37 protein-coding genes are annotated in these 25,446 nt (G+C 37.7%); 34 read left to right on the top strand and 3 right to left on the bottom strand.

The genetic code is table 11. The features are described from left to right. Positions 1 to 158: 158 nt before the first annotated feature. Together ABDZ84_RS12730 and ABDZ84_RS12725 are read right to left on the bottom strand one after the other, a co-directional pair. Complete coding sequence (locus ABDZ84_RS12730; protein WP_321132824.1) at positions 159 to 383, bottom strand: helix-turn-helix transcriptional regulator; 225 nt, start codon at positions 381 to 383, stop codon at positions 159 to 161. Between the two features lie 134 nt (positions 384 to 517). Next, positions 518 to 910, bottom strand: coding sequence for a helix-turn-helix domain-containing protein (locus tag ABDZ84_RS12725; protein WP_321132823.1), 393 nt, complete (start codon positions 908 to 910; stop codon positions 518 to 520). A gap of 182 nt (positions 911 to 1,092) precedes the next feature. Between ABDZ84_RS12725 and ABDZ84_RS12720 the strand changes: the two genes are divergently transcribed. From ABDZ84_RS12720 to ABDZ84_RS12705, 4 genes are read left to right on the top strand one after another with little or no spacing between them, the layout of a single operon-like run. Further along, a complete protein-coding gene (locus ABDZ84_RS12720; RefSeq protein WP_321132822.1) occupies positions 1,093 to 1,311 on the top strand; it encodes a helix-turn-helix transcriptional regulator in 219 nt (72 codons plus the stop codon). Positions 1,312 to 1,328: 17 nt separating this feature from the next. Further along, positions 1,329 to 1,523 (top strand): helix-turn-helix domain-containing protein, encoded by a 195-nt coding sequence (locus ABDZ84_RS12715; RefSeq protein WP_321132821.1) that lies wholly within the window; start codon positions 1,329 to 1,331, stop codon positions 1,521 to 1,523. After that, the gene (locus ABDZ84_RS12710) at positions 1,516 to 1,740 is read left to right on the top strand and encodes a hypothetical protein (protein WP_343781782.1); all 225 of its coding nucleotides are present in this window, start codon (positions 1,516 to 1,518) and stop codon (positions 1,738 to 1,740) included. The genes ABDZ84_RS12715 and ABDZ84_RS12710 overlap by 8 nt, the downstream gene beginning before the upstream one ends. Before the next feature lie 7 nt (positions 1,741 to 1,747). Next, complete coding sequence (locus ABDZ84_RS12705) at positions 1,748 to 1,918, top strand: hypothetical protein (protein WP_321132819.1); 171 nt, start codon at positions 1,748 to 1,750, stop codon at positions 1,916 to 1,918. Here ABDZ84_RS12705 and ABDZ84_RS12700 read toward each other — a convergent pair. Further along, the gene (locus ABDZ84_RS12700; RefSeq protein WP_321132818.1) at positions 1,910 to 2,290 is read right to left on the bottom strand and encodes a DUF2513 domain-containing protein; all 381 of its coding nucleotides are present in this window, start codon (positions 2,288 to 2,290) and stop codon (positions 1,910 to 1,912) included. The two genes, ABDZ84_RS12705 and ABDZ84_RS12700, sit on opposite strands and share 9 nt — an antisense overlap. Before the next feature lie 61 nt (positions 2,291 to 2,351). On the opposite strand from ABDZ84_RS12700, the gene ABDZ84_RS12695 reads away from it, so the two are divergent. The 30 genes from ABDZ84_RS12695 (at position 2,352) to ABDZ84_RS12550 (ending at position 25,442) form a co-directional block, all read left to right on the top strand. After that, positions 2,352 to 2,612 carry a hypothetical protein gene (locus ABDZ84_RS12695; RefSeq protein WP_343781778.1) on the top strand — a complete coding sequence of 87 codons (261 nt, stop codon included), beginning with the start codon at positions 2,352 to 2,354 and terminating at the stop codon, positions 2,610 to 2,612. A gap of 102 nt (positions 2,613 to 2,714) precedes the next feature. After that, positions 2,715 to 3,302 carry a hypothetical protein gene (locus ABDZ84_RS12690; protein ID WP_343781776.1) on the top strand — a complete coding sequence of 196 codons (588 nt, stop codon included), beginning with the start codon at positions 2,715 to 2,717 and terminating at the stop codon, positions 3,300 to 3,302. A gap of 148 nt (positions 3,303 to 3,450) precedes the next feature. Then, a complete protein-coding gene (locus tag ABDZ84_RS12685; RefSeq protein WP_343781774.1) occupies positions 3,451 to 3,630 on the top strand; it encodes a hypothetical protein in 180 nt (59 codons plus the stop codon). A 47-nt stretch (positions 3,631 to 3,677) separates the two neighbouring features. After that, positions 3,678 to 4,058 carry a hypothetical protein gene (locus ABDZ84_RS12680; RefSeq protein ID WP_343781772.1) on the top strand — a complete coding sequence of 127 codons (381 nt, stop codon included), beginning with the start codon at positions 3,678 to 3,680 and terminating at the stop codon, positions 4,056 to 4,058. Continuing rightward, positions 4,055 to 5,233: a DUF2800 domain-containing protein gene (locus tag ABDZ84_RS12675; RefSeq protein WP_343781770.1), complete on the top strand. Its 1,179-nt coding sequence runs from the start codon at positions 4,055 to 4,057 to the stop codon at positions 5,231 to 5,233. The genes ABDZ84_RS12680 and ABDZ84_RS12675 overlap by 4 nt, the downstream gene beginning before the upstream one ends. 194 nt (positions 5,234 to 5,427) lie before the next feature. Beyond that, positions 5,428 to 5,994 (top strand): DUF2815 family protein, encoded by a 567-nt coding sequence (locus ABDZ84_RS12670; protein WP_343781768.1) that lies wholly within the window; start codon positions 5,428 to 5,430, stop codon positions 5,992 to 5,994. Positions 5,995 to 6,050: 56 nt separating this feature from the next. Continuing rightward, positions 6,051 to 8,003: a DNA polymerase gene (locus tag ABDZ84_RS12665; protein ID WP_343781766.1), complete on the top strand. Its 1,953-nt coding sequence runs from the start codon at positions 6,051 to 6,053 to the stop codon at positions 8,001 to 8,003. Positions 8,004 to 8,143: 140 nt separating this feature from the next. Continuing rightward, positions 8,144 to 8,494 carry a hypothetical protein gene (locus tag ABDZ84_RS12660; RefSeq protein ID WP_343781764.1) on the top strand — a complete coding sequence of 117 codons (351 nt, stop codon included), beginning with the start codon at positions 8,144 to 8,146 and terminating at the stop codon, positions 8,492 to 8,494. 4 nt (positions 8,495 to 8,498) lie between these two features. Then, positions 8,499 to 10,010 (top strand): PcfJ domain-containing protein, encoded by a 1,512-nt coding sequence (locus ABDZ84_RS12655; RefSeq protein ID WP_343781762.1) that lies wholly within the window; start codon positions 8,499 to 8,501, stop codon positions 10,008 to 10,010. A 15-nt stretch (positions 10,011 to 10,025) separates the two neighbouring features. Continuing rightward, a complete protein-coding gene (locus ABDZ84_RS12650; protein ID WP_343781760.1) occupies positions 10,026 to 12,371 on the top strand; it encodes a virulence-associated E family protein in 2,346 nt (781 codons plus the stop codon). A gap of 287 nt (positions 12,372 to 12,658) precedes the next feature. After that, a complete protein-coding gene (locus tag ABDZ84_RS12645; RefSeq protein WP_343781758.1) occupies positions 12,659 to 12,943 on the top strand; it encodes a VRR-NUC domain-containing protein in 285 nt (94 codons plus the stop codon). Further along, complete coding sequence (locus ABDZ84_RS12640) at positions 12,943 to 14,304, top strand: SNF2-related protein (protein ID WP_343781756.1); 1,362 nt, start codon at positions 12,943 to 12,945, stop codon at positions 14,302 to 14,304. The genes ABDZ84_RS12645 and ABDZ84_RS12640 overlap by 1 nt, the downstream gene beginning before the upstream one ends. 2 nt (positions 14,305 to 14,306) lie before the next feature. Continuing rightward, complete coding sequence (locus tag ABDZ84_RS12635; protein WP_343781754.1) at positions 14,307 to 14,600, top strand: hypothetical protein; 294 nt, start codon at positions 14,307 to 14,309, stop codon at positions 14,598 to 14,600. After that, on the top strand, positions 14,600 to 14,875 hold the full coding sequence (locus ABDZ84_RS12630) for an IDEAL domain-containing protein (protein ID WP_228088814.1): 276 nt from the start codon (positions 14,600 to 14,602) through the stop codon (positions 14,873 to 14,875). The genes ABDZ84_RS12635 and ABDZ84_RS12630 overlap by 1 nt, the downstream gene beginning before the upstream one ends. Next, positions 14,875 to 15,399: a hypothetical protein gene (locus tag ABDZ84_RS12625; RefSeq protein WP_343781749.1), complete on the top strand. Its 525-nt coding sequence runs from the start codon at positions 14,875 to 14,877 to the stop codon at positions 15,397 to 15,399. The genes ABDZ84_RS12630 and ABDZ84_RS12625 overlap by 1 nt, the downstream gene beginning before the upstream one ends. Before the next feature lie 246 nt (positions 15,400 to 15,645). After that, entirely contained in the window at positions 15,646 to 16,248 is a 603-nt protein-coding gene (locus ABDZ84_RS12620) for a hypothetical protein (protein ID WP_026681347.1), read from the top strand. Positions 16,249 to 16,252: 4 nt separating this feature from the next. Further along, positions 16,253 to 16,567 carry a hypothetical protein gene (locus tag ABDZ84_RS12615; RefSeq protein ID WP_026681346.1) on the top strand — a complete coding sequence of 105 codons (315 nt, stop codon included), beginning with the start codon at positions 16,253 to 16,255 and terminating at the stop codon, positions 16,565 to 16,567. Between the two features lie 42 nt (positions 16,568 to 16,609). Continuing rightward, the gene (locus ABDZ84_RS12610) at positions 16,610 to 17,011 is read left to right on the top strand and encodes a hypothetical protein (protein WP_051388326.1); all 402 of its coding nucleotides are present in this window, start codon (positions 16,610 to 16,612) and stop codon (positions 17,009 to 17,011) included. Beyond that, positions 16,998 to 17,372 (top strand): HNH endonuclease, encoded by a 375-nt coding sequence (locus tag ABDZ84_RS12605; RefSeq protein ID WP_026681345.1) that lies wholly within the window; start codon positions 16,998 to 17,000, stop codon positions 17,370 to 17,372. Before ABDZ84_RS12610 ends, ABDZ84_RS12605 begins: the two co-directional genes overlap by 14 nt. Positions 17,373 to 17,513: 141 nt before the next feature. After that, positions 17,514 to 17,966, top strand: a complete 453-nt coding sequence (locus ABDZ84_RS12600; protein WP_026681344.1) for a phage terminase small subunit P27 family — start codon at positions 17,514 to 17,516, stop codon at positions 17,964 to 17,966. After that, positions 17,953 to 19,740 (top strand): terminase large subunit, encoded by a 1,788-nt coding sequence (locus tag ABDZ84_RS12595; protein WP_343781808.1) that lies wholly within the window; start codon positions 17,953 to 17,955, stop codon positions 19,738 to 19,740. Before ABDZ84_RS12600 ends, ABDZ84_RS12595 begins: the two co-directional genes overlap by 14 nt. A 19-nt stretch (positions 19,741 to 19,759) precedes the next feature. Further along, entirely contained in the window at positions 19,760 to 20,971 is a 1,212-nt protein-coding gene (locus ABDZ84_RS12590) for a phage portal protein (RefSeq protein ID WP_026681342.1), read from the top strand. Further along, complete coding sequence (locus ABDZ84_RS12585; RefSeq protein WP_026681341.1) at positions 20,964 to 21,317, top strand: hypothetical protein; 354 nt, start codon at positions 20,964 to 20,966, stop codon at positions 21,315 to 21,317. The genes ABDZ84_RS12590 and ABDZ84_RS12585 overlap by 8 nt, the downstream gene beginning before the upstream one ends. Positions 21,318 to 21,319: 2 nt before the next feature. Then, the gene (locus ABDZ84_RS12580; RefSeq protein WP_026681340.1) at positions 21,320 to 22,099 is read left to right on the top strand and encodes a head maturation protease, ClpP-related; all 780 of its coding nucleotides are present in this window, start codon (positions 21,320 to 21,322) and stop codon (positions 22,097 to 22,099) included. Further along, positions 22,096 to 23,280 (top strand): phage major capsid protein, encoded by a 1,185-nt coding sequence (locus tag ABDZ84_RS12575; protein WP_034679051.1) that lies wholly within the window; start codon positions 22,096 to 22,098, stop codon positions 23,278 to 23,280. Before ABDZ84_RS12580 ends, ABDZ84_RS12575 begins: the two co-directional genes overlap by 4 nt. A 101-nt stretch (positions 23,281 to 23,381) precedes the next feature. Beyond that, the gene (locus ABDZ84_RS12570) at positions 23,382 to 24,074 is read left to right on the top strand and encodes an Ig-like domain-containing protein (RefSeq protein WP_051388325.1); all 693 of its coding nucleotides are present in this window, start codon (positions 23,382 to 23,384) and stop codon (positions 24,072 to 24,074) included. Then, complete coding sequence (locus tag ABDZ84_RS12565; protein ID WP_026681338.1) at positions 24,074 to 24,370, top strand: head-tail connector protein; 297 nt, start codon at positions 24,074 to 24,076, stop codon at positions 24,368 to 24,370. Before ABDZ84_RS12570 ends, ABDZ84_RS12565 begins: the two co-directional genes overlap by 1 nt. Beyond that, complete coding sequence (locus ABDZ84_RS12560; protein ID WP_026681337.1) at positions 24,348 to 24,680, top strand: phage head closure protein; 333 nt, start codon at positions 24,348 to 24,350, stop codon at positions 24,678 to 24,680. The genes ABDZ84_RS12565 and ABDZ84_RS12560 overlap by 23 nt, the downstream gene beginning before the upstream one ends. After that, the gene (locus ABDZ84_RS12555; protein WP_026681336.1) at positions 24,673 to 25,056 is read left to right on the top strand and encodes an HK97-gp10 family putative phage morphogenesis protein; all 384 of its coding nucleotides are present in this window, start codon (positions 24,673 to 24,675) and stop codon (positions 25,054 to 25,056) included. Before ABDZ84_RS12560 ends, ABDZ84_RS12555 begins: the two co-directional genes overlap by 8 nt. After that, complete coding sequence (locus tag ABDZ84_RS12550) at positions 25,053 to 25,442, top strand: hypothetical protein (RefSeq protein WP_034679049.1); 390 nt, start codon at positions 25,053 to 25,055, stop codon at positions 25,440 to 25,442. Before ABDZ84_RS12555 ends, ABDZ84_RS12550 begins: the two co-directional genes overlap by 4 nt. Positions 25,443 to 25,446: the final 4 nt, after the last annotated feature.

Genomic DNA, 25,446 nt, shown 5'->3' with positions numbered 1-25,446 from the left:
ACTAGAACATTTGTTCTGTTCATGATACAATAATTTCATGAAAGTTACAAATTTATTAAAAAGGTGTAACAATTACCAATGCACATATTACCAATATGTGGAATAAATGAGTAAATAAAGCTGTTCGGCTGTATTAAGTCGGTGAGTAGATAAAATATCTACTCTTTGTAGCCTACTTCAATCCATTCGTAGAGATCATCGATATGACAATTTAATATTGATGCAATGTTCTTTGCAACCTGTAAGGACATCTTCTGTCTATCAAGAACATATTTGTTGACTTGTTGAAACGTAACATTGAGTCTATTTGCTAATTCTTGTTGAGTCATTTTCGATTTCTCAAGGTGGTCACGAAGCAGGCATCTTCCGACTTTATAAGCCAAACAGACACCTTCTTTATATGAAATTTTGTTTAATATTACTAAAAGGCGGCGATGTAATGACAGAAGAAGAAATCAAGAATATTGTTTTACTAGCAAAACTGATTAAAATAAGTGAAACAAAGTACTTAGATGAATCACTTGTCCATGTTCTCAAAGAGATCAACAGCAAGCTTAATGCTATTCATTAATTGCTTTCTATCATCGCCCTCAAGTTCGAGGGCCTTTTCAGTAATCTTTTTAATAAGATGCATTTCATCTGTAGATAGTTCCTTATCTTTTGAAACTTCTAAAGCTTTTTGTAAGTGATTTTCTTCTGTTTTAGTTGCTGGGAATAAATCATCAATGCTGATTTCGAATATATCTGCAAGTATAAAAAGATTGTCGTAACTTACTTCCCATTCGCCTTTTTCATAACCAGCCACTGTATTCTGCTTAACTCCTAGCTTTTTTCCTAATTCAGTTTGGTTCATACCCTTTTTCTTTCTGTATTCTCTAATTTTGCTTCCAACATACTTATTAATATCCAATTTGTCTTCCTCCATCTATTCATCTATATAAATGTGTTTATATACTATTTGTACTAAAGATAGTATATATCAGTATTTCTTACATTTCAATAAAAATAATCAGTATTTATGATTTTTTTCGTTGACTTATCAGAAAAACTGATATATCATAAAAGCACACTGATAGAAAAGGGGGTTAGTAGATGGTAGTTCATTGGGAGCTAGTTAAATTGCGTAAGTCTAAGAAAATCAGCCAAGAAGATATGGCTAAGCTTCTAGGAGTAAATGCTAGAACATACGCATTAAAAGAACGTGGGGAAACAGATTTTAAACTCGAAGAAATATTCATCATAGCAAAATACTTCAATAAAAGAATAGAAGAAATTTTTTTGCCTAGAAATATCAGAAAAACTGATATTTGAAAAGGAGGTTAGATAAAATGAAGCGAACGGATGTTAAAGGGTTAGTTACATACCTAGAAGATACAGGCAACAAGATGTCAAAATCCTTTATCTATCGATTAGTTAGAGAAAATAGAATTCCTCACAAAAAAGTTGGTTCAAAAATAATTTTTGATATTGAAAGCATTGAAAAATGGTTAGACCCAGAAAGCAAGGTGAACCAAAATGTCTAAAAAAATACCAGCTGCTAAACATTTACAAGAGCATGAACTTAAAATGTTGAAAAATACGCATGAAGCACACAACCAAGCTATGGGTACTGAAGAACGCAAGCATTATAGTCTAGATAACATTAAGAAAGTTAAACGCAACTTCCCAGAACGTTGCTTTGAGGTTTATTACAAAAACGGTGAATGGTTTAAATATTATATCAACGGGACTTGGGGGTGAGGTGAAGGTGGGAAAATATCCAATTGTTTACTCAAAAAAAGACGGTATCAATAGATTATTACCTATCGATACCAACGGCGATCTAATTTCATTAGCATCTTTCGTTGAGAAAACTTATCCGGATGAAAAAGATTTTGTCTATGTGTTAATTGATGGTGTGGAGATCAAGTTATTTTAATCCAATTTGATTCTTCACAATACTTGTCGCAACGTTAGAGAGAATAGATAAAGACACACTTGATAATGACTTAACGCTATCTTTTGCTTTAGTCCAAACAACTTTATCTCGAATGTTGTCTAAAAAAAGGTGACCGCTCCAAGTTATAGAGATAATACCAATATCAATGATTTCTTCATCACTGCGTAGAACTTGACCATCAATAAAATCGGCTTCTTTTAACTTCAATAAAGCATAAACGGATGTCTGGTAACCAAACTTATTAAATGTTTCAAAGTCTTTAAGGTCTTGTAGAACTAGAGTTTCATTAAGTGTCAACTGTTCTTCTAACTCAAGAAGAATTGAACGAACGCAATCTTGATTAAGTTTCAAACATACAACCTCCCTTCTAGTAGATATTCTATCAGAAGTGAGAAAAAGAAAGGAGATCGTAATGGAAAAATTATCTATGTTTCTACCAAAAGACCAGGAACAAGCTGATAAAGAACTAGATTGCTATAACTATCTTTTGGCAAACGCAATAGAATTAATGCTTAAAGGAGAATTTGCCAAGGCAGCAGTTTATCACAGCAACATTGCTAGGTCACTAGATGAATTGGACAGGCTGAAAAGAAATAAGCAGATTGCTGAGGAAGCAAAGGACCTGTTAGAACAGATTAATAAACAAGATGCCATCAGGAGGCATTGGTTTTGAACAGACTCATAGAATCTGATTGGACATATATAGTGTTGTTTGCAGTTGTGGCACTCGGTAATTGGTTTCTACTTATTAATTATTGAAGGGAGAAATATTGAAATGAAAATAACAAAACAGTCTTTATACGACTTTATTGAAAAGAAAATAAAGGTACAACTGGATACTGCTAGAGAAGAATTTGACTCTTATATTGAAACAAATGTTAAGCCTAAATTGCTTGAGAATACCAAGAACATCAACCACTTTAACAAAGCATTAACCAAACTTGCTGATGAGCTTGAAACGTTCTTGGAAAACGAAAATGATTATGGTTCTTGGTCTCCAAAGTATAGCGTTAGAGACTTACGTAGTGTCGCCTCAATTAGAGATAGAATTCACACCAATGAACTATCTAACATTAAGAGTGCTATCAGAAAAAATGCTCATTACGGTAAGTATCATATGAAATTTGTAGTTGATAAAGCAAGCAAAGATCTAAAGCCAACATTAAGTAAAATTGAAGATTTAAAAACTCTTAAAACAGAGCTTGATAATACGATTAAAACTTCAACTACTGGAAAACAAGGTTATAAAAATCTAATAGCTTTAGGGGTAGATATGAAAGATTTTAAGGGATCCGAAAACCAATTACCTGCTGTACAAAAGCTAAGTGTTAACCCTTGTTTAGTAAATGGAGATTGCAATTAAAGGAGGAAAAAACAATCAGACGCCATGGTTTTAGTTGCTATTGGTGCTAATTATTGAAGGGAGGTGAGGATGTGAAGATAGGAAGTTTTGCAGGTGCACTGGTTATAGCTTTGATTATAGCAATAATTATTTAAGAGAGGTGAGTTAAGTGGGTAACTGTTTTGAAGATGAAACTGGTAAGTCACCTGAAGAATTAACAAATGAAGAGTTCATCAATCTATCTGATGACCTGAAATGGCTTGCTTATGAAAATTTATTAGAAATGTTCTATGGCGTTTCTGGTGAGTTAGAAGAGTTAGAAGAAAAACCCACTGACGGCAATCAGTGAGTCTAAAACGAATATTCAGCATTATCATAACACAGGAGGTCAAATAAATGAAAGTCGAAGTGAATATAAACGCACCAGAATTAGTGGGTGCTTTAAATAATTTAGCAAATGCGTTGGGGTCTGCACCAGTAGTTGAATCGAAGCCAGTCAAACAGAAGGACAAGTCTGATTCGAAGAAAGAAACGAAGAAGGAGACACCTAAGGAAGATAAAAAGTCTAAGAAAGAGGATCCGAAACCGGAAAAAGAAGAGAAGCAAGAGACTGAGGTCCCTGCTATTGAAGACATACGTGCTAAGACGGCAGAAGTCTCCAAGTCTGGTAAAAAAGCTGAAATCAAAGAACTTCTTAGTGAACTAGGTGTGAATGCAATTTCAAAGATTCCAGAAGAAAAGCGTGCCGAGTACTTAGAAAGGTTGGAGAATCTATGAGCCAAAACCATGCAGAGCGAGCACACGCTAAGTTAAGTGCATCTGGCTCTAGTAGATGGTTAGCTTGTCCAGGTAGTGTGAAGCTAGAAAGTCAATACCCAGATGTCACCACGTCATTTGCTGAAGAGGGAACTGCAGCGCATGAATTATCGGAACTCATGCTGCAGTATAAGATTGGCGAAATAACAAAGCGCCAGTATTCCGGGCGATTGAAAAAACACAAGAAGGGTGAGTATTTCAGCCAAGAAATGCTTGACCACTGTGAGAACTACACAGATCTTGTAGTGGAGAGAGTAAACGAAGCTAAGGCAAAAACGAAAGACGCCTTGGTGCTTTTAGAACAACGTCTCGATTTTTCTCAGTGGGTGCCTGAAGGGTTTGGAACTGGCGACGTGTTGGTTATAGCTGATGGGGTTATGGAGGTCATCGATTTAAAGTATGGCAAAGGTGTACTTGTTTCAGCAGAAAACAACAGTCAAATGCGTTTATATGGATTAGGTGCGTACAACGAATATGATTTGCTCTATGATATCGAAACGGTCCGTATGACGATCATTCAACCAAGATTGGACAGTGTTTCTACGGAGGAGTTAGCTGCAGATGAACTTTTAAAGTGGGCGGAAAAAGTAGTCAAGCCTACGGCAGAGGAAGCAGCGCAAGGTAGTGAGACTTTTGAAGCTGGCTCTCACTGTCGCTTTTGTAAAGCAAGATCCGAATGTCGAGTGAGGGCGGAGGCAAATCTTGAACTGGCCAAACATGAATTTAAAGAGCCAGAGCTCCTAAGCCCTGTTGAAATTGCCGACGTCTTGGCCAAGGCAGATGAGCTGAAATCATGGGTGTCTGATATCGAGGGACATGCGCTAGATCAAGCCTACAAACATGGGGTGTCTTATCCTGGTTGGAAGGTTGTTGAAGGTAGAAGCAACCGTATCTATGCCGATAAAGAAGCCGTCCAAGATCTATTAATCTTAGAAGGCTACAGTGAGGATGAGATTCATAAACCTACGGAAATCAAAGGCATCACAGATATGCAGAAAGCGTTAGGTAAAAAACAGTTCGATACCTTATTGAAAGACTTTATCATCAAACCGCCAGGAAAACCAAAACTTGCTCCAGAGTCGGACAAGCGTCCAGCGTTATCATCTGCAGCAAGTGCGGCTGAGGATTTCAAGTAATGGGAGAAACTGTTGAGTTAATCCATGAAGGATACATTTGCCAGCATTGCGGTGAGCTACTAGACGGCGATGATCCGGGTTATCCGAGGAGCTGTGAAGATTGTGAGGAATTTTAAGTGAGTATCTTCAAAGATTATTACGAAGATGATTATATTATAAATCAAAATTTAAATACACAAAGGAGAGATTTTAATATGGCAGTTACAAATACAGATACAAAAGTGATTACAGGAAAGGTACGTTTAAGCTTTGCGAACATTTGGGAGCCCAAATCTATTAATGGGGGAGCTGAGAAGTATAGCACTTCCATTCTTATCCCAAAAACCGATAAAACCACGATGAAAAAAATCAAAGCAGCTGTTGAAGCGGCAAAAGAATTAGGCAAGAACGAAAAATGGGGAGGAAAGATCCCTAAAAACATCCATACTCCAGTTCGTGATGGAGACGAAGAAGCAGACGAGAAAGGGGAAGCGTACGAAGAGCACTACTTCTTAAATGCATCTTCTAAGAACAAACCAGGCATTGTGGACCGTCATCGTCAAGAAATTATCGATACGACTGAAGTGTACAGCGGTTGTTACGTTCGAGTTAGCATCAACTTTTATCCTTTCGATACGAACGGAAATAAAGGGGTTGCCGTAGGTTTAAATAACATTCAGAAATGGGAAGATGGGGACTTCTTAGGTGGCCGTAGCCGTGCAGAAGATGACTTTGACGATCTAGAAGATGATGGAGACGATGACGACGACTTTTTAAGCTAAGAAACAGGGGGAGTTTTTACTCCCTCTTTCTATTAAACGAGCTCGGAGGTATTTTCATGAACGACATACTTTCTATTGATATTGAGACGTATTCAGGTACAGATTTAATCAAATCAGGTGTTTATCGATACGTAGAAGATCCAGACTTTGAAATTCTATTATTCGCTTACGCTCTTGAAGATGAACCAGTTACTGTGATCGACTTACTAGATTTTGAAGATGTTCCGGACAAGGTGATGGAAGCATTGGAAAATCCAAATGTCATAAAAACTGCATTCAACGCCAATTTTGAACGGACTTGTATTGCAAAGCATTTTGACCTTGAAATGGATCCGGCACAATGGCGGTGTAGTTCTGTTCATGCCCTAACTTTAGGTTTACCCAACCACCTTGGTGGCGTGGCCAAAGCGATGAATCTGGATGTAGAGAAAGATCAAAAGGGTAAGAATCTAATTAAATATTTTTCCGTACCCTGTAAACCAACAAAGGCAAATGGAAAGCGTACTAGGAACTATCCACATCATGATGAAGATAAATGGCAGCAATTCATTGAATACTGTCGTCAAGATGTGGTGGTAGAACGAGAGATTCGCAAAAAGCTAGAAAAGTTTCCGATACCTGAACAAGAGAATAGATTGTGGCAAGTTGATCAGCACATCAACGATCGTGGTGTTTATCTTGATCAAGATTTAGTTAAGCAAGCCATTGCTTGTGATAAGCAATATAAAGATCGCCTGCTGAATCGAGCTGCAGAGATAACGGGGTTGGATAATCCGAATAGCCTTCCCCAATTGAAAAAATGGATAAAGGAACAAACCGGTGAAGAGGTAAAAAGCTTAACCAAAGATACGGTACCAGGGCTAATCAAAAAGGCGAATAATCCAGCTGTACAAGAAGCTTTGGAGACTCGTCAAGAATTGGCCAGGACGTCTGTTACAAAATACGCAACTATGAAACGTTCTGTATGTAGTGATAGCCGTATACGAGGTATCCTTCAGTTTTATGGTGCCAATCGGACAGGTCGGTGGGCAGGACGTTTGGTACAAATTCATAATCTTCGTAAAAATGAATTGAAAGATTTAAGTCTAGCGAGGGAGATATTAAAGCAAGGGGATTTTGAACTATTGGAAATCCTCTACGGTGATGTACCAGATACGTTGTCTCAGCTGTTACGCCCAGCTTTCACACCGACACCCGGAGGACGCTTTATTGTATCTGACTTTTCCGCTATCGAAGCACGAGTCATTGCATGGTTGGCAGGGGAGCAGTGGCGTTTAGATGTATTTAACAGTCACGGTAAAATCTATGAGGCTTCTGCATCTACCATGTTTAACGTACCGATTGATGAAATCGATAAAGGCAGCCCTTTACGTCAAAAAGGAAAAGTTTCGGAATTGGCTCTTGGCTATCAAGGTGGACCTGGGGCACTGATTCAAATGGGTGCGTTGGATATGGGGATTGATGAAGAGGAACTACCTGAACTGGTGAGAACCTGGCGTGATGCTAACCCGAAAATTAAACAGCTATGGTACGACACAGAAGCGAATGCATTGCAGGCGGTTAGAGGTAAGACGACAGTGAAAGGTCCGAAAGATGTCAACTTCATCTATGAATCTGGGACGCTTTTCATTCAGTTGCCATCTGGAAGAAAACTAGCTTATGTAAGACCGAAAATCGAGCCACACCAGAAATTTGAGGGGAAAGATGAGCTCACATATGAAGGACCAGGTGGGAGAGGAATGGAACGTATAGGCACATACGGTGGCAAACTGGTGGAGAACATCATTCAGGCTATTGCAAGAGACTGTCTGGGCATTTCTATTATCAACTTAGAAGAAGCCGGATATAAAACTGTCATGCATGTTCATGATGAAGTTGTACTGGATGTACCGAATGACGAAGGTAGTCTGGATGAAGTAATGGAAATTATGGGTCAACCAATTAAATGGGCGAAAGGGTTACCGTTAACAGCTGACGCCTTTGAAACCGACTACTATATAAAGGATTAATGCCTATGAAAATATACGTATTAGTGGTGCATGAACAAAATGAAGACGGGGATCTTATTCAAACAGTTTTCACGTATTTTAATAGACCAGAAACATTCACCTACGTTGATTGGGTGTGACTAAACATAGGAGATGATCTCATGTTAAAGAAAGCACAGACAAAGATAAAGGATGAAATGAAGAAAGATAACAACCCATATGTAAAATTAATTGGCCAATTTTTATTGGACCATCTTACTCATAATCCGGAAGAAGCAGAAAAAATATTAGTGAAAAGTAAAACGATTAAGGGCAGTCTAGCCAGTATGCGCAAAGAAGCAGAAAAGAAAAAAGTCGGAAACATGGCCGTGTTAACAGATGAAGAAGGATTTGCAACTGTTTTCGATTACTTTGAAATTGCCGGGAATCCTAAGGCAGTCACGCCGACTGTGCCAGCTAATCAAGAGTCGACAGAAACTGATCTTGTATTTAATGTGACGTTGGGAGGTTGAAAACATGTCACTAGATCCTGAATTTCTTGCACATTTCCCAAAAGAAGTTAGTCAAGAGCTGGTTGATTATGTAAGGGACATTGTTTTTTACGAAAGTCGATATGTCTTTGTTAAAACCGTGAAAGGCATTCAGCGTGGATACTGCTCCCACTGTGAGAAAGATTATATGATTGACCAACTTCAACCGTTGAAACATAACGAAACTTGGACCTGTCAACATTGTGCTTCCCCAGTTGTGGTTAAGAGTGCTGGCCGAGGTCGTAAGAATTTATTTACGGATGCCTACGTTGTTTGGTATGAAAAATCTCAAGTGGATTCTCAAGCAATTGTCGCAATGGGACTTCACGTTTGCCGAGATTATGAAGATTATAGGAACGTAAAAACCATGTTTAGAAAGGTTTCCATGTATCTTTTTGAACCTGGATACAGCGAACAGAGGGTGTATATCGGCTGGAGAGATGTATGGTCTAAGTTAAAGAAGATTCGTTCTGAGTCAACAGGATTAATGCAATATAAGGGCACATTCATCTCTCATGAGAATGTGGCAACTACAGTTCAAAATACGCCTTTTCAATATAGTACGTGGGAGAGTTATAAAAATCTATATGGCAGAGAAGATCTTGTTCATTTCTTTGCTTTAGCTGCAAGGTATTCTTGCATTGAGTATTTAACGAAGATCGGTTTCCGGAAATTCATTGAGGCGAAGTTAACAGGGCTTAGAACTTACGGGACGATTAACTGGAATGGGAAGACGCTTGAAAAAGTAATTCGGCTATCCAAATCGGAGCTAAAACAGCTTAAACGTGAACGAGTTATTCCTCGTCCTGAATTACTCTATGTGTACCAAACTCTAAAAAAGCATGGTTTATCCGTATCATTTGAAACAGCAGATTTACTAGATGATCTGTTTATAGAGGAAGCTATAAAGCTACATGAGCCACTAGATTTTGTAACGAAATATGCGTTAAAGCAGCGTTCAAAATCTCTACTAGCATATCATTCAACTTCTTCTATAATCAGAGATTTACGAGATTATTGGCAAGAAGCAGAAGAACTTGGACTTGATGTAACGAAGGATCATATAAAATATCCAAACAATTTGCAGAAGGCTCACGAGGATACCTCTCGGCGGATAAAAATTAAAGTGGATGAAAAGGTAAATGAACAGATTAAGAAGCGTCTTCCATCTTTAGAAAGACACTCGTTTACGCAAGGCAGACTGCATATAAGACCTGCAGCATCTAGCATAGAACTATTTGACGAGGGTAAGGCACTTAAACATTGTGTTGGCCAGTATGCGAAACGCTATGCAGAAGGTGATACAGACATTTATGTTATTCGAAAGAATGATGCGCCTAATAAATCCTATTTTACTGTAGAAATTCAACAGAATAGGGTGATTCAATGCCGTGGCTTTAGAAATTGTAACATGACCAAAGAAGTTGCTGCTTTCATAGAAGCATTCGTACTTGAAAAGTTAAAACGTCGTAAGAGGAATAGGAATCTATCAGCATAGAAAGGAGGGTGGCCTGTGTTAGAAATATCCTTTGGCCGTAATCGATCAGATAAAAACTGGACAGTGGATTATCTAGAATGGCCAGAATTTATCGATACGTTAAAGCTACGTCGAACAAATGAGACGATGGCCGAATACGACAAACTCTCCAAATTAAAGCAAGGAGCCATTAAGGATGGACCTGCCTTTGTAGGCGGGCTCATTCGAAGTGGTAGACGGAAAAAAGTCAATATTGAGAGCCGTTGGTTAATCACACTAGATGCTGACTATGCTACCGATGATTTTATGATAGATGTTGACCTTATGCTTGGTGGTACTAGCTATCTGATTTATAGCACACATAGTCATCGACCGAATAGGCAGAAGTTTCGTTTAGTAGTCCCAGCTAATCGTGAAATGACTCCTGATGAGTATGCAGCAGTAAGCCGTAAATTGGCAGAAAACATCGGCATGACTTATTTCGATCACACTACGTTTCAGCTACATAGACTCATGTATTTCCCTAGTTGTTCTAAGGATGCAGATCCAGTCTTTGAAGTAGCTGCAGGAGAGCCTCTAGACGTTGAGAGCATACTTGACGAGTATATCGATTGGGCAGACATAGCTGAATGGCCACGACACGAATCAGAAAGTAAAGCGCCATTAGAAAACGGAAAGAAACAGCAAGACCCAACGCAAAAGCATGGTGTAGTAGGTTTATTCTGTCAGACTTATAGCATTGAGGAGGGCATCGAAGCATTTCTATCTGATCAGTATGAACAGGGTTCTATGGAAAATCGGTATACGTATTTACACGGTTCTTCTGCAAATGGTCTCGAGGTATTTCCGGATCAGGCTTTAGCATATAGCCACCAGGATAGTGACCCAGCTGCAGACGGTCACAGTAAAAACCTATTTGACCTGGTTCGCCTTCATAAATTCGGGGATATGGACGACAACGTGAAGAAAAATACGCCCGGTAATAAATACCCTTCTTATGTGGCCATGCAGGAATTTATCTATAAGCTACCGGAAATTAAACGGACTCTAGTAGATAGAAGGGCGGCAAGTATTGATGAAGATTTTCAAAGTGAAATAGAGGAAGACCAAGATCCAGATGCTTGGAAAGAAAAACTAGTCTACACGAATAAAGGAAATCTAGTGAGCAATGCGGGAAATGTAGAGCTTTTACTATCAAATGGACCTTTGAAAAATACTTTAGCCTATGACGCTTTCAAAAACCGAGAAGTAGTTCTTAATGATTTACCCTGGCGCAAAAAAGCTCCCTTTCAATCACATGAACCGTGGTTAGGTTCTGATGATGCAGAATTAAGGCACTTTCTTGGAAAAGGATATGACATTAAATCAGCTAATATTATTCGTGATGCTTTTACCCATGTTACCCGTCAGAATGCTTTTCATCCTATTCATGACTATTTAGAGTCGTTTGAATGGGATGGTGTTAAGCGTTTAGACACGCTATTTATTGATTACTTAGGTGCAACAGATAGTGATTACACCCGTACGGTTACTCGAAAAATGTTTATGGCCGGGGTAGTGAGAATTTACGAACCTGGCACCAAGTTTGATGAAATGTTAGTTCTTGTTGGACCACAAGGATGCGGTAAAAGTACGATTTTGGCTAAAATGGGACGACAATGGTTCTCAGACTCCTTAAAAAGTTTTGAAAGTAAGGAAGCTGGAGAATATCTACAAAACTCTTGGATATTTGAATTTGGAGAGCTATCAGCAATGAAGAAGGCTGAAATAGAAGAAGTAAAGGCGTTCACATCCAAAACAACAGACATGTATCGTGTAGCGTTTGACAGAGTAGTATCAGAGTTTCCAAGAAAGTGTATATTCTTTGGAACAACAAACAATTTTGATTTCTTAAAAGACCAAACAGGAAACCGTCGATTTTGGCCAGTTAGCGTGGAGCCAGAACGGGCGACGAAAAACATCTTTTACGACCAGGAAAATCCGGAATCGCCCTACTTATCTGATGAGATAGTGGGTCAAGTATGGGCAGAAGCTAAGCACTATTGTGAACAGGGAGAACCGTTGACTCTACCAAGACAAGTAGCAGATGTGGCCAAGTCTGTGCAAGAAGCTCACATGGAAGACGATCCGAGAAAAGGGTGGATTACCGAATATCTTGAAACTCCAATTCAAGAAGATTTTATGGATGAGCCAATGCAGCGTACATCTGTGTGTGCAGCAGAAATATGGGTTGAGTGTCTTCAACGTAAAAAAGGAGACATGAAACCTTGGGATGCAAAGGAGATTTATGGCATTTTAAGAAACATTCCAGGTTGGAAAGACGCAGGTAGACAACGGGTAAAAGGATACAATATTCAACGTGTGTTTGAACGTGAGCAGTAAATCTATAATTACTAACACAGTTACTAACACACTAACACACCAAAAAATGGAAGTAATTGTAGTGTTGCAGTAAATGTGTTAGTAAAATTTATCTACTAACACACCTTTAAACCCTTGATGGAACAGCTTTGAAAATACTTTTGTGTTAGTTGTGTTAGTAGATTTACTTAAAAACTATAAAAATAATATTAAGTAATAATAGGGGTTTATATAGAGGTTAAACGCGTATCGCCTAGTACGCGCGCGAGACAACAACAAGAAACACCTAATTTTTGGAAGGTGATTTTATGAAAGAAAGTCAATTAGAAAAAAGACTAAAAGATAAAATTGAACAGCTCGGAGGTCTGTGCTTCAAATGGGTGTCTCCTGGTAGAAGAGGTGTGCCAGATCGCATTTGCATTCTACCTCGAGGACGGACCATTTTTGTAGAGATGAAGGCACCGAATGGAAAGCTAAGTCCGCTACAGGAGAAACGGATTCAGGAGCTTGAGAAACGTAAACATGAGGTCTATGTACTAGAATCTAAGCAAAAAGTAGATGCGTTTATAAAGATGCTTGGAGGGGATATTTAGTGAAATTCATTCCCCATCAATATCAGGAATATGCCATTCAAAAAATTATTGATACTCCAGCTGCAGGTCTTTTCTTAGATATGGGCTTAGGCAAAACCGTTATCACCTTAACTGCCCTAGAAGAGTTGAAAAATACGTATTTTGATGCAGGGAAAATTTTAGTCATAGCTCCTTTACGAGTGGCCCAGGATACGTGGAGTAGGGAAACAGCTAAATGGGATCATCTGCAACATATTACGATATCTAAAATTCTTGGATCCAGAACCCAACGAGAAAAAGCTCTAAAAGCAGAAGCTGATGTGTATGTAATCAACCGAGAAAATGTACCTTGGCTGGTGAGTATGACAGGTAGTAAATGGCCATTTGATACGGTAGTGATCGACGAGCTATCTAGTTTTAAATCCAGTAAATCCAAACGTTTTCGTGCTTTACGTCGAGTTAGGCCTCTAATGCAGCGTATCATCGGCTTAACTGGTACACCAACACCAAACGGTCTGCATGATTTATGGGCGCAGTTGTACCTATTAGACCAAGGAGAGCGTTTAGGAAGAACGATAACCGGATACCGAGATCGATACTTCACGCCAGGAAGACGTGACGGTCATATTGTCTACGAATGGAAACAAAAAGATGAAGCTGAGAATCGAGTGTATGAGAAGATATCAGATATTTGTGTCAGTATGAGTGCCAAAGACTGGCTAGACTTACCGGAGAGAATAGAACGGATGGTGCCAGTCACTTTAACAGCTAATACTAGGAAAAAATACGAGAAGCTAGAGAAAGATCTCCTATTGCCATTTGACGACAGTGACGTAACAGCTGATACAGCAGCAGTTTTGTCTAATAAGTTACTTCAAATAGCCAATGGAGCTGTGTATGACGAAAACAAAGATGTGCAAGAAGTTCATCATGCAAAACTTGATGCTTTAGAAGATCTTATCGAAGCCGCAAACGGGAAAACAATTTTATGCTTTTACACGTATAAGCATGATCTGTCCAGAATCATGAAAAGATTCCCGGAAGCGAAAAAGTTAGAAGGGCCGGAGGACATTAAAGCCTGGAATAAAGGAGAAATACCTTTACTTCTAACACATCCAGCTTCAGCTGGTCACGGATTAAACTTACAGGATGGTGGGCATAACATTGTTTGGTTTGGGCTGACCTGGAGCTTGGAATTATACCAACAGGCAAATGCAAGGCTAGATCGACAAGGACAAAAAGAACGAGTTATCATTCACCATTTAGTAGCTGAAAATACATTAGACGAGACTGTTTCATCGAGACTAGCTGATAAAACTGCTGGTCAAGATGCCCTACTGGAAGCTGTGAAAGCACGAATTGAGAAAGTAAAGGAGGGGTAGAGATGGACTACTATACAGGAAGAATTATTATTCAAGAGTCTGAGTATGATGATCTTTTAGAAGAAAAGCAAAACCTTAAAGAACGTGTGCAGGAATTAGAGGAAAAACTAGACACAGCTAAATTCATAGCAAGACAAAATAATTCATACGGAATTAACCAGATGAAAAGAGCCGAACGCTACAAACAGGCTATTGAAGAAGCAACAGATATTTTAGATGATGTTGAGCGGTACCGAAATAAGTGTGCGACAAATGCGTATATAAAGCTTTGTGAAGCACTGAAAGGAGAATCGTAATGTACTACTTCGAAAATGATGATTACATGAAAAGAATACTAAATAAAATTTATGAAGTTGAAATGGCTAAATATCTTTCAAGTGTGTCATATAGCTCAAAGCCTGCATACGAAAAGATGGAATATGATTGCAAAACATCCGTTACCGATGAAGATATTCTTAACATTTTAATAGATTATGCTTTGGATACTGGAAATAGAGAGCTATTTTTTGAATTAACGAAGCAGTTAAATAATCAACCTTCCCTTTATGGAGGAGTAAAGGAGGAATCCTAATGCATATAACCGAAAAGCAGTTGAAACTAATTACACAGACTGCCTCACAGGAGGCAATCAAAGCATATAAAGAAGAGATAAAGCAGCAGGAACGGGAAAGACATGATAGAAGGTTGCACAACATTAAGCTGCTTTTACGAAATTACAGATCATTGGTTATGCATTGTGAGAAACTAGAAACAGATTTAGAAAAACTTCAAGACACTTCAATCCAAGACTTAGACATCGAAACAATTAGTCTTGAATCTATCGAATCAATTAAACAAAGCAAAACCAAAACGATAGCAATGGTCTACTTTATCAGAGGGAAGATGGAAGCATACAAACAATCTTGCAGTAAAGAGGAATTAAAATACTACAGGGTTCTCGAAAAGAAATATACTTCCAAAAGGAAATACACTACAAGAGAGATTGCAGAGATCGAACATATTGAGGAAAGAACGGTGAGAAGATATATAGAAAAAGCAATATCCGATTTACCTGTCATCTTTTTTGGGGTAGATGCTATTAAGTTTAATAATTGATTCTGTCCGAAAACTGTCCACAAAGTGTCCGTATTAATGTGTTATTATGTTACTGTAAACAAAATATAGGTACCTGTATTACACGGTTACGTTGTTTACGATATATTGTGTAATGTTGTAGATATGTAAATGGTGCATCCAAGTTTTGCAAGGGCTTGGGTGCTATTTTTTTTAGGTGAATAAGTATTGCATATAATTTCCAACTCCATCATAATTAAGTCATAAGAACTATGTGGGGGAGATTGGATGAAGAAGGTATTAGCTGTTTTGTTTTTATGTTCATTGATATTTTTGATGATTGGTTGTTCACAAAATAATGCAAAAGAAAATGATAATTCAAAGATAGTAGATAGTGAGAATGGATTAGATAACAAGGCTTCCGATGACCAATTAAATGACTTTGTTAAAAAATACAATGAAAGAATCGAAACAATAAACCTCAGTGATGAAGACTATGAATTGGAAATGTTGAATCCGCATGATTTTGGTAAATTAATAAAAGAAAAGAACTGGTATTCTAAAAAACTGTATGAGTCAGATTTTTATGATGAAGATGGTTCATCTTATTCTATATTAGCAAAATATAATGAAAACAAAACTTTGAATGGTTATCAATTAGCAATTACAGGAACTAAAGAAAATGATCAATATTTAAGTAGAGGAATTGCCTCGGCAGTTATTATTATCAACACTCTTCAATTGGATGGCGAAAAGTACAACAATAAATTTAATGAGTTTTTAGATTCAGGTGATAGTGAGTTAACCTATCAAGATAATGATTATGAAATTAGTTTTTTTGATACGCAAGAATTAGGTTCTCTTTTTATAAATTTTGATGCAAGTAGGTGATCAAATGAATGAGTCAATAATGTGCGACAGGTGCTGTAATACATTTGTTATTCGATTACAGGAAAAGAAACATGGTAAAGGGATAACGGAGACATATTTCACCTGTCCACATTGTAATGAGCATTATATCTCTTACGTAACTAACGCAGATATTAGACGAAAGCAAAGAGGAATTAGAAAGCTATATGAAACATTGCCAACTATTACGGATCAGGAGAAGTATAAGAAAACACTGAATAAGATTCGTGATAAGAAAGCTATATTGGATCCGCAAATGTTTGATTTAAAAAATAAAATACAAGCAAAGACACTCAGTTAATTGGGTGTCTTTTTATTATGTATAAAAGGAGGAGCGAGATCAATGGAAAACAAGGAAGGTACAAGAAGACCAGCAGAAGGGAATGGTCCGAGGATAGGAGATACACCATCAACTTTGAATGAAGAACAAATACAGTTTGTAACCAAAGAAGAACATCAATCTATACATGCAGGTGTAGATTGGGCTACAGGTAAAGATAAGGCTAGTTTATTAGTTATCGAACTAGAAAATGAAACTGCTGTTCCAAAAGTAATCTATAAAGGTGAAGAGATAACCGGTAAGACAAGGGTTTCTTTCGAATGGGATACAAGAGAAGAGTCGCCTTTAATCGGTGGAACTAGATACAACATAGAACACCTTGTTAAGTGTGATAAGAGTATGGTTAAGAAAGGCTACGGATTATCTACCGGTAAACACATGTTTGATAGCGATGAGCAACCATAATCTATACGACAAGTACAAACGCAATAAAGAATCTAAGAAGTTTCTCAATAGTGCTGCTTGGCAACGATGTAGAACACTGGCACTCAGACGCGATTACTATATGTGTACTAGATTCCGAGAAGATAAGAATACATGTGTTAGTTATCAGGATGGAAAGAGTTTCGTTATGGCGGATATGGTTCACCATATTAAACCGCGTGATGAATATCCGGAGCTTTCGTTAACATTAGATAATCTCATTAGCTTATGTAATGCATGCCACAACAAAGAACACCCTGAAAAGGGTGGTGGACAGCGTAAGAGTGCTAAAAAAAGAAAGATAAATGTTGTTGAGTTTGGGGCAAATGAAGAAATAAGGTAGCCCCCCCCCTCAAAAGAAAAAAAGAAAAATAAATTTTTCCAGACCGGATGACTTCTTTCTTCACAATAAAACCGCCCATCAATATTTTTAGGTAGGTGAAAAATGTAAGAAAAATACCATTTAAAAGGAGGTGGTGATATTATGCCGACCCCAGCAAAACCAGCGAGGTTACAACTATTACAAGGAAACCCAGCTAAGAAGAATGTCGACAAATTAAAGCGCCGAGCTGAACAAGAAGAAAAGATGAAAATGAGTGCGGATCATGTTATCCCACCTTCTTGGCTTAATGATACAGCTAAAAAGGAATTTAAACGATTAGCTGACTTACTTTTAAGTGTTGAATTAATTAACGATGCCGATGTTGGTCACTTAGCTTTATATTGTGATGCATACTCCCAGTACCTTTCATTTAAAAGGCAGGTAAAATCAAAGGGAATGTGGGTTGATGGAAAACCTAACCCATTTATATTACGCATGAAGGATGCGGCTGCTCAAATGCGATCATTTGCTTCTGATTTAGGTCTTTCTCCGTCTGCTAGAGCGAGATTAGCGATAAATTTAGAAGGCGATAACGACGATGATGAAGACTTCTAAACCACTTTTGGAGATGAGCTACACCGAGCTTGAAAGATGGTGGGAGACTTATCAAAAAGAGCAGAAAAGTTGGGGTGGAATACTCGAACAACCCTATCCTGAACTTTTAACAACTTGGTATGCTGAAAGATTGATCGATGGGTCTATTCCAGCAAGTAAAGAAAACATTTTAGCAGCAAAACGGCACATAAGAGACTTGGAAAGACAAGGAACAGATGACTTTCCTTGGATATTTGATGAGGAAAAAGGTCATCGCCCAATTCGATTCATTGAGAAGAAATGTAAACCGTCTAAAGGAGACTTTGGTCAATTAGTGTTGCAACCATGGCAGCATTTTGTGATCGGGTCTCTTTTTAGTTGGGTACACCGAGACACTGGCATACGCCGTTTTCGTGAAGCGTTAGATATGGTGGGTCGTAAGAATGGAAAAACTACGCTTATTAGTGGTCTTTCCAACTATATGTTAGGTTTTGATGGTGAAAATGGAGCCAGAATCTATGTTTTAGCCAATGCGGAACAGCAAGCGCACGAACTGTTCGATGAGGCGAAGGCGATGGTTGAGAAGTCACCATATTTATCAAAGAAATACAAACCACAGAGAAGCAAAATAAAATATGAAAAAATGTTCTCCGAGATTCAGGCGAGGGCATCTGACAGTAAACGGTTAGACGGTTTGAATACACATCTTGGTATTTTTGATGAGATTCACGAATTTAAGGATTTCAAACTTATTAACGTTATCAAAAAGTCACGTGGTGCGCGTAAACAGCCATTAATTATTTACATTACCACTGCTGGATATGTCTTAGATGGTCCGCTGGTTCAGTATTATGAAAATGCTACTGACTGTCTAGAAAATCCTGACGACAATTTGGATGAGCGAACTTTTTATTATATAGCGAAGTTGGACAAACCAGAAGAGGCTGACAAACCAGAGCTTTGGATAAAGGCCAATCCTAATATCGGTCTGATGGACTTCGTAAACCTTGTTACAGATTGGAAAAAGGAAAAGAAAAATCCGCAAGAACGCGCGGATTGGATGACGAAACAGTTCAATCTGTTCAGTAACGTAGATCAATTATCGTTTGTTGATTTACCTACTATTAAGAAAAACAATCGAGTTATTGATATCAAGGAACTAGAAGGAAAAGAGTGTGTTGGCGGTTATGATTTGTCTGAAACAGAAGATTTTACAGCTGCAGCACTTGAATTTCCTTTAGATGATGGTTCGATATTTGTTCTATCTCACTCGTGGATACCACAGGCTCGTTATGACAGAGATAGCAACCAACGTAGATTAGATGAGTGGAAAGCGGCTGGAGAGTTAACGGTTATTCCAGGTGACTATGTAAAGTTTGAATACGTTTATGAATGGTTCATTGAGCAATCTGAAAAATACATGATCAAATTGATAACTTATGACAAAGCTAAAGCATTGTATCTAAATAAATCATTGGAAAACTATGGATTTAACACAGAGAAGGTTAGGCAGGGACATCTTACTTTAGGAGGTCCGATGCAGAACTTTAAAGAAATGATGCTCGATGGAAAAGTTGTTTTTAATAACAGTAAAATTTTCCGTTGGTATCTTAACAATGTGAAGCTGGTTAAGGACCGTAATAGTAACTGGATGCCATCCAAGCAGAGTTCCAGCAGAAAGATAGATGGTTTTGCAGCTGCTTTGAATGCACATACACATGTCATTGATATGCTAATAGAGCCTAAAGGAGAAGGGAATGTAGAGTTTGTTTCTGTAAATGATCTATTAAGTTAATTTGAAAGGTGGTGAGAGTTTGAAATGGGTAGGTAAATTTAAAGGAGCAGTAAAAGGAGCAGCAGCAGGTTGGAAAGGGGCAATTTATGACTTTTCTTCCTGGGTTGGGCGTAAGTTTTGGGGGATAGACAATAGTAAATTAGTTACTAATGAGACGATATTCAGTGTGATAACAAGGTTGTCTAATACATTATCATCTCTACCATTAAAAATGTACCAAAACTATGACGTAGTACACAATCAAGCATCCGATGTTCTTACAAATGCTCCTAATGATAATATGCACAGCTTTGATTTTATCAACAAAATGGAAGTGTCCAGAAACGAATATGGTAATGCATATGCAGTTATTATTCGTGATATAAGAATGCAACCAGAAGCATTAATTCCGATTGATCCATCCTATGTTACTCCATTTATTAATACGGATGATGAAGCATTGTGGTATGAAGTAATCGGAGCAGGAGGAACGTATTATTTTCATAATATGAATATGATACATGTTAAGCATATTACTGGTTCCTCAAGATGGAAAGGTGTCAGTCCTATAGATGTATTAAAGAATACGTTACTCTATGACAAAGCTGTCCAAGAATTTAGCTTGTCGGAGATGCAGAAAAAAGAAAGCTTTGTTCTGAAGTATGATACGAATCTTGTTAAGGAAAAAAAAGATGCAGTTGTTGAAGATTTTCGCAGGTTTTATAAAGAAAATGGAGGAATCCTATTTCAAGAGCCTGGCGTTGAAATTAAGGATATTGAAAAGAAGTATTTCGCTTCCGATACATTAAAATCTGAACGAATTACCAGGTCGAGGGTGGCGAACGTGTTTAACGTTCCAGTCTCTTTTTTAAATGACTCTGAGGGACAAAGTTATTCTTCCAATGAACAGATGATGATTCAGTTTGTACAGATGGCATTAACTCCTATCGTCCGACAATATGAGCATGAATTTAATTTAAAATTACTTACAAAAGAAGATAGAAAGAAAGGTTACTATTTTAAATTTAATCTTGGTGGGTTATTACGAGGTGACACAGCTGCAAGGACACAATTCTATCAAGCTGGTATCCGTGGTGGTTGGTTTAAACAAGATGAGGTTAGAAGATTTGAAGATCTTCCTCCTGAAGGAGGCAATGCTTCAAAACTGTGGGTGTCTGGTGATTTATATCCAATAGATATGGATCCTACACAAAGGAAATCAACTTCAAAAAGTGGTGATAGTGATGAATGAAACAGCGTATTTTGACTTGAATAGAGTTAAAAGGGTTATAGAAGATTACCCTAAATCAAACATATTCATCTTTGCAGGAAATTTAAAAGCAGCAAAATTTTACGAGGAAAGAATACGAGAGCATGTGGAAGTATCGAAAGATAGAAGTATTAAGTCTATATCTAATAATAGGTACTCCATGGATGGTCTAAATTTTATCGATTCAATTATTTTCTTGTGTGGTTACTGGTGGCAAAACAAAAACGCTATAACATTTATACAGCATTTTAGCGGATTGCCAAAATTTGAATTTCCCATAACGCATATACCACCTTTATCTTATTTGAAAGGTGGTGATAAAGAGTGAATATGGACCGAAAGAAAGCAAATAAACAAGATAAGAAATTTTGGGAAATGAAGATGTCTGCTGACAATAATAAATCAGCGGATATTTTTATTTATGGCGAAATCACCAAGTATGCTTGGGATGAACTAGGAGAACATTCTGCTACTACATTCAAACAAGAACTTGATGATCTAGGAGATGTAGAAACAATTAACTTATATGTAAATTCGCCCGGGGGTTCTGTTTTTGAAGGTGTAACTATTCATAATATGCTTAAACGTCATGATGCCAAAGTCATAGCCCATGTGGATGCTTTAGCAGCATCTATTGCTAGTGTGATTATCATGGCAGCTGATGAAATTAGAATGCCTTCTAACAGTATGTTAATGATCCACAATCCGTGGACATTTGCAATTGGGAACTCTGCGGAATTAAGAAAACAAGCAGACGACCTTGACCGTATTGGAAAATCAAGTATGCAGTCTTACTTAGACAAAGCTGGAGAAAAGCTATCTGAAGAAAAGCTACAGGAATTGTTAGATGCTGAATCATGGCTTTCAGCTGAAGAAGCTTTTGAGTATGGCCTTTGTGATGTAGTAGAAGAAGCAAATGATATGGCTGCATCTATTAGTAAAGAGTTTCTGCAAAGGTATAAAAACGTACCAAAACAGTTGCAGTTAGTAGCAGATGACTCTAAAAATAAAATTTCTCAAAATGAAATGAAGGAAAGACAGCGAATTGCTGATGAAGCTAAAGCGCAATCTGAAATAACAAAATCAATTTTAGGAGGAATTTATTCATGAACAAAAAACATTTGAAAATGAACTTACAAACTTTTAGTGACAAGACGCTTTATGAAATGAAACAAAATATGGCGACGATTGGCCAACAATTACAAAAGGTTGAAAGTGAACTAGCGCAAAAAGCGGTGGATCCATCTGCATCAATGGAAGATATTCAGAAAATGCAAAAGTCAAAAGAAGATTTGAAAGCTCGTTTTGATGTGATTAAAGAGCAGCATGATCAACTGGAAGCGGAGCAAAAGGCGAAGTTCGCTGCTAAAGACAGCATTAAAAACATTAACGATCCAGCTGAACAAAAAACAAAAGCAAAAGCAAGCCTCATTCGTGCAACAATGAGAAGCGAGCCTCTCTCAGAAGATGTATATCAAGTATTAGGTGATGATACTACGACAAAAGGGGATAAATTCTTACCTAAAACAGTATCTAATGATATTATCGCTGAACCGTATACTAAAAATCAGTTGAGAGACATTTCAACATTTACGCAGATCACCAATTTAGAAATCCCTAAGATTAATTTCACTCTCGATGATGATGATTTTATTGCAGACAAAGCAACTGCAAAAGAATTAGAAGCAACTGGTGATGTTGTTGCGTTTACTCGTAATAAATTTAAAGTATTTTCCGGAATATCTGAAACTGTTTTGCTAGGAACGGATGCAAATGTAGTTAATCACGTTGAACGATCTCTACAATCTGGTGTAGCAGCAAAAGAGAAGAAAGTGGCATTTGCAACTTCACCTAAAGCTGGAGAAGAGCATATGTCTTTCTATTCTACTCAAAATGGAATTAAGAAAGTCAATGGTGCAAACCTGTATAAAGCTATTAAATCAGCCATTGCTGATTTGCATGAAGATTATCGGGAAAATGCTACTATCGTTATGCGTTATCAGGATTATTCCGATATCATCGAAACACTTGCAAACGGTAATGCAACACTTTATTCAGCTCAGCCAGAACAAATTCTTGGAAAGCCTGTTGTATTCGTAGATGCAGCAACCGATCCTATCGTGGGTGACTACAGTTACTCTCACTACAATTATGATATTGCAACTACTCAATTTGAACGTGATAAAGATGTAAAAACAGGTATTGAACAGTTTGTTGTTACTGCATGGTTTGATCACCGTATCAAACTAGCTTCTGCATTCCGTATCGCAAAAGTAACAGAAACTCCCTAAACAGCCCGTAAATCTAACGGCTAGTTCAAAAACTGATACAAGCATTACCCTATCTTGGAGCTAGCCGTAGATAGGGCTTTATTATTGAGAGGAGGTATATGATGACAACAACTTACAAAGTCTACCGTGATGGTAATGAAATTGCTAATGGATTAACTGAGAAGAGTTTTACAGATTCTGAATTAACACCAAATACAACTTATGAGTACCAAGTGAGTGCTGTAAATGTGAATGGTGAAAGCGAATTGTCTGCTCCTATCACTGTAACAACAGATTATAGTGATCCTACGGCTGTAGATGTGTCACCAAAAACTAATAATCTAGCAGTAGGTGGTACTCGAAGTTTAACAGCAACAGTTTCACCAGATACAGCAAATCCATCTGTCAATTGGTCTAGTTCGGATGAAGCTGTTGCAACGGTTAGTTCTACAGGGGAAGTAACAGCTGTTAGTACTGGCACTGCTACAATTACAGCAACCTCAACAGATGATAACACCGTTAAAGGTACAGCTACTGTTAACGTAACACAACCAGTTACAGGTGTTAGTGTAGATCCTGCAACAGCTGAACTAGAGGTAGGAGCAACTCAACAACTAACTGAGACTGTCTCACCTTCTAATGCTACAAACAAAGGCGTAACATGGTCGTCTAGCGATGAGGCGATTGCCACTGTAGATAGTACTGGATTAGTTACTGCTGTAGCGGAAGGCAATGCAACGATTACCGTAACAACAGATGACGGTGGAAAAACAGCGACAAGTGAAATTACGGTTATTGCAGCGAGTGGAGCATAATGAATACGGATTTACTTGAGTTAGCAAAAGAATATTTACGAATCGATGGAGATCAGGACAACAAATTGCTTGGTCTCCTTATTAATTCTGCTAAAAATTATATGTCTAATGCTGGTGTTAAAGAAAAGGAAGATGAACTGTACCAGTTAGCAATCATGATGCTGGTTACTCATTGGTATGAGAATAGACAGCAAAATGAATTTGGAAAGATATCTAGTGCCATTGAAATGGGATTGCAAACAATCATCCTTCAATTGAAAGCAGGTGACTTAGTTGACCAATCCAGCGAAGTATAGGTGTCGTATTACTTTTCAAAGAAAAGAAAACGTACAAGATGAAGAAGGAAATTGGGTTCCAGGATGGGTCGATACGGACATTACTGTTTGGGCTGCTATTAAAGATTTACGTGGTAAAGAAATTATTGAAGCTGGTGCAAACTCCGTAAAAATTACAACGCGTATTTATATTCGCTATCGTGAAGGCTTAAGCGAGGATATGCGAATTAAGTACGGAGCAAGAATATTTGATATCACATTTTTAAATAATCTGGAACAAAGAAATATTGAATATGAGATATTAGCAAATGAGGTGAAGCCAAATGGCTAACTTTGAAGTTTCTGGTCTAGATGATGCTATAGTTTCTTTTAATCAGCTTGGTGAAAATGCTGAGAAAGCTGAAAATAAGGCGTTAAAAGCAGGCGGTGAAGTCATAAAAAAGCACCAGATTAGTAATGTGAATCGGAGTAATAAATCACATCCTCACATGGAGGATAACATTACTGTTGGTAGACCAAACGAAACAGATGAGGGAAAGTTCATTAAAGTAGGACCTAACAACAAAGTTAAGCATCGGGCTATCTGGTTAGAATATGGTACATCTAAAATGCCAGCCTATCCATTTATTGATAAAAGTGGTGAACAGGGAGAAAACGAAGCACTTTCAGCGATGGAAAAGGTGTTTTTAGGAGCAATAGAAGAATGACTGTGGAAGCTTTTGATTCTAAGAAAGAATTACTCACCGCATTAAAATCTAGCCAATTGTTAATCGATGAAGTGGTAGGAGGCTTTCATAATCTCATAGCTAAACACCCTAACAATGAATCAATACCATTTCCTAGAATTGTCTACCAAGAAATTAGAAATGATGATGATGATTTTGCTGATAATATACCTCATTCAGCTAATGTTGGTTTTCAAGTAAGTGTATATTGCGACGCTTTGACAGTATCAAAACAGACACCGATTGCTAAGGAAGTAGATAAAGTAATGAAATCGATTGGATATAGCCGTTATGACTCGCAAGATCTCTATGAAGAGGATACAGACATTCATCATAAACCGATGAGATATAGCAAAAAAGTATTTTAACACC

This window comes from Virgibacillus salarius, from assembly GCF_039521925.1.
Classification (GTDB): domain Bacteria; phylum Bacillota; class Bacilli; order Bacillales; family Amphibacillaceae; genus Virgibacillus; species Virgibacillus salarius.
The sequence above is the reverse complement of the archived record's forward strand: the minus strand, read 5'-3'. Positions and strand labels throughout refer to the sequence as shown.

Bases quoted from the DNA above. Each gene is read 5' to 3' on its own strand.
- ABDZ84_RS12555 (WP_026681336.1), top strand. From the start codon at position 24,673: ATGGCTAACTTTGAAGTTTCTGGTCTAGATGATGCTATAGTTTCTTTT.
- ABDZ84_RS12695 (WP_343781778.1), top strand. From the start codon at position 2,352: ATGGAAAAATTATCTATGTTTCTACCAAAAGACCAGGAACAAGCTGAT.
- ABDZ84_RS12585 (WP_026681341.1), top strand. From the start codon at position 20,964: ATGAATGAAACAGCGTATTTTGACTTGAATAGAGTTAAAAGGGTTATA.
- ABDZ84_RS12610 (WP_051388326.1), top strand. From the start codon at position 16,610: ATGGAAAACAAGGAAGGTACAAGAAGACCAGCAGAAGGGAATGGTCCG.
- ABDZ84_RS12565 (WP_026681338.1), top strand. From the start codon at position 24,074: ATGAATACGGATTTACTTGAGTTAGCAAAAGAATATTTACGAATCGAT.
- ABDZ84_RS12570 (WP_051388325.1), top strand. From the start codon at position 23,382: ATGACAACAACTTACAAAGTCTACCGTGATGGTAATGAAATTGCTAAT.
- ABDZ84_RS12620 (WP_026681347.1), top strand. From the start codon at position 15,646: ATGAAGAAGGTATTAGCTGTTTTGTTTTTATGTTCATTGATATTTTTG.
- ABDZ84_RS12595 (WP_343781808.1), top strand. From the start codon at position 17,953: ATGAAGACTTCTAAACCACTTTTGGAGATGAGCTACACCGAGCTTGAA.
- ABDZ84_RS12660 (WP_343781764.1), top strand. From the start codon at position 8,144: ATGTTAAAGAAAGCACAGACAAAGATAAAGGATGAAATGAAGAAAGAT.
- ABDZ84_RS12550 (WP_034679049.1), top strand. From the start codon at position 25,053: ATGACTGTGGAAGCTTTTGATTCTAAGAAAGAATTACTCACCGCATTA.
- ABDZ84_RS12655 (WP_343781762.1), top strand. From the start codon at position 8,499: ATGTCACTAGATCCTGAATTTCTTGCACATTTCCCAAAAGAAGTTAGT.
- ABDZ84_RS12675 (WP_343781770.1), top strand. From the start codon at position 4,055: ATGAGCCAAAACCATGCAGAGCGAGCACACGCTAAGTTAAGTGCATCT.
- ABDZ84_RS12715 (WP_321132821.1), top strand. From the start codon at position 1,329: ATGAAGCGAACGGATGTTAAAGGGTTAGTTACATACCTAGAAGATACA.
- ABDZ84_RS12630 (WP_228088814.1), top strand. From the start codon at position 14,600: ATGTACTACTTCGAAAATGATGATTACATGAAAAGAATACTAAATAAA.
- ABDZ84_RS12625 (WP_343781749.1), top strand. From the start codon at position 14,875: ATGCATATAACCGAAAAGCAGTTGAAACTAATTACACAGACTGCCTCA.
- ABDZ84_RS12605 (WP_026681345.1), top strand. From the start codon at position 16,998: ATGAGCAACCATAATCTATACGACAAGTACAAACGCAATAAAGAATCT.
- ABDZ84_RS12645 (WP_343781758.1), top strand. From the start codon at position 12,659: ATGAAAGAAAGTCAATTAGAAAAAAGACTAAAAGATAAAATTGAACAG.
- ABDZ84_RS12690 (WP_343781776.1), top strand. From the start codon at position 2,715: ATGAAAATAACAAAACAGTCTTTATACGACTTTATTGAAAAGAAAATA.
- ABDZ84_RS12680 (WP_343781772.1), top strand. From the start codon at position 3,678: ATGAAAGTCGAAGTGAATATAAACGCACCAGAATTAGTGGGTGCTTTA.
- ABDZ84_RS12635 (WP_343781754.1), top strand. From the start codon at position 14,307: ATGGACTACTATACAGGAAGAATTATTATTCAAGAGTCTGAGTATGAT.
- ABDZ84_RS12615 (WP_026681346.1), top strand. From the start codon at position 16,253: ATGAATGAGTCAATAATGTGCGACAGGTGCTGTAATACATTTGTTATT.
- ABDZ84_RS12600 (WP_026681344.1), top strand. From the start codon at position 17,514: ATGCCGACCCCAGCAAAACCAGCGAGGTTACAACTATTACAAGGAAAC.
- ABDZ84_RS12710 (WP_343781782.1), top strand. From the start codon at position 1,516: ATGTCTAAAAAAATACCAGCTGCTAAACATTTACAAGAGCATGAACTT.
- ABDZ84_RS12665 (WP_343781766.1), top strand. From the start codon at position 6,051: ATGAACGACATACTTTCTATTGATATTGAGACGTATTCAGGTACAGAT.
- ABDZ84_RS12670 (WP_343781768.1), top strand. From the start codon at position 5,428: ATGGCAGTTACAAATACAGATACAAAAGTGATTACAGGAAAGGTACGT.
- ABDZ84_RS12720 (WP_321132822.1), top strand. From the start codon at position 1,093: ATGGTAGTTCATTGGGAGCTAGTTAAATTGCGTAAGTCTAAGAAAATC.
- ABDZ84_RS12580 (WP_026681340.1), top strand. From the start codon at position 21,320: ATGGACCGAAAGAAAGCAAATAAACAAGATAAGAAATTTTGGGAAATG.
- ABDZ84_RS12575 (WP_034679051.1), top strand. From the start codon at position 22,096: ATGAACAAAAAACATTTGAAAATGAACTTACAAACTTTTAGTGACAAG.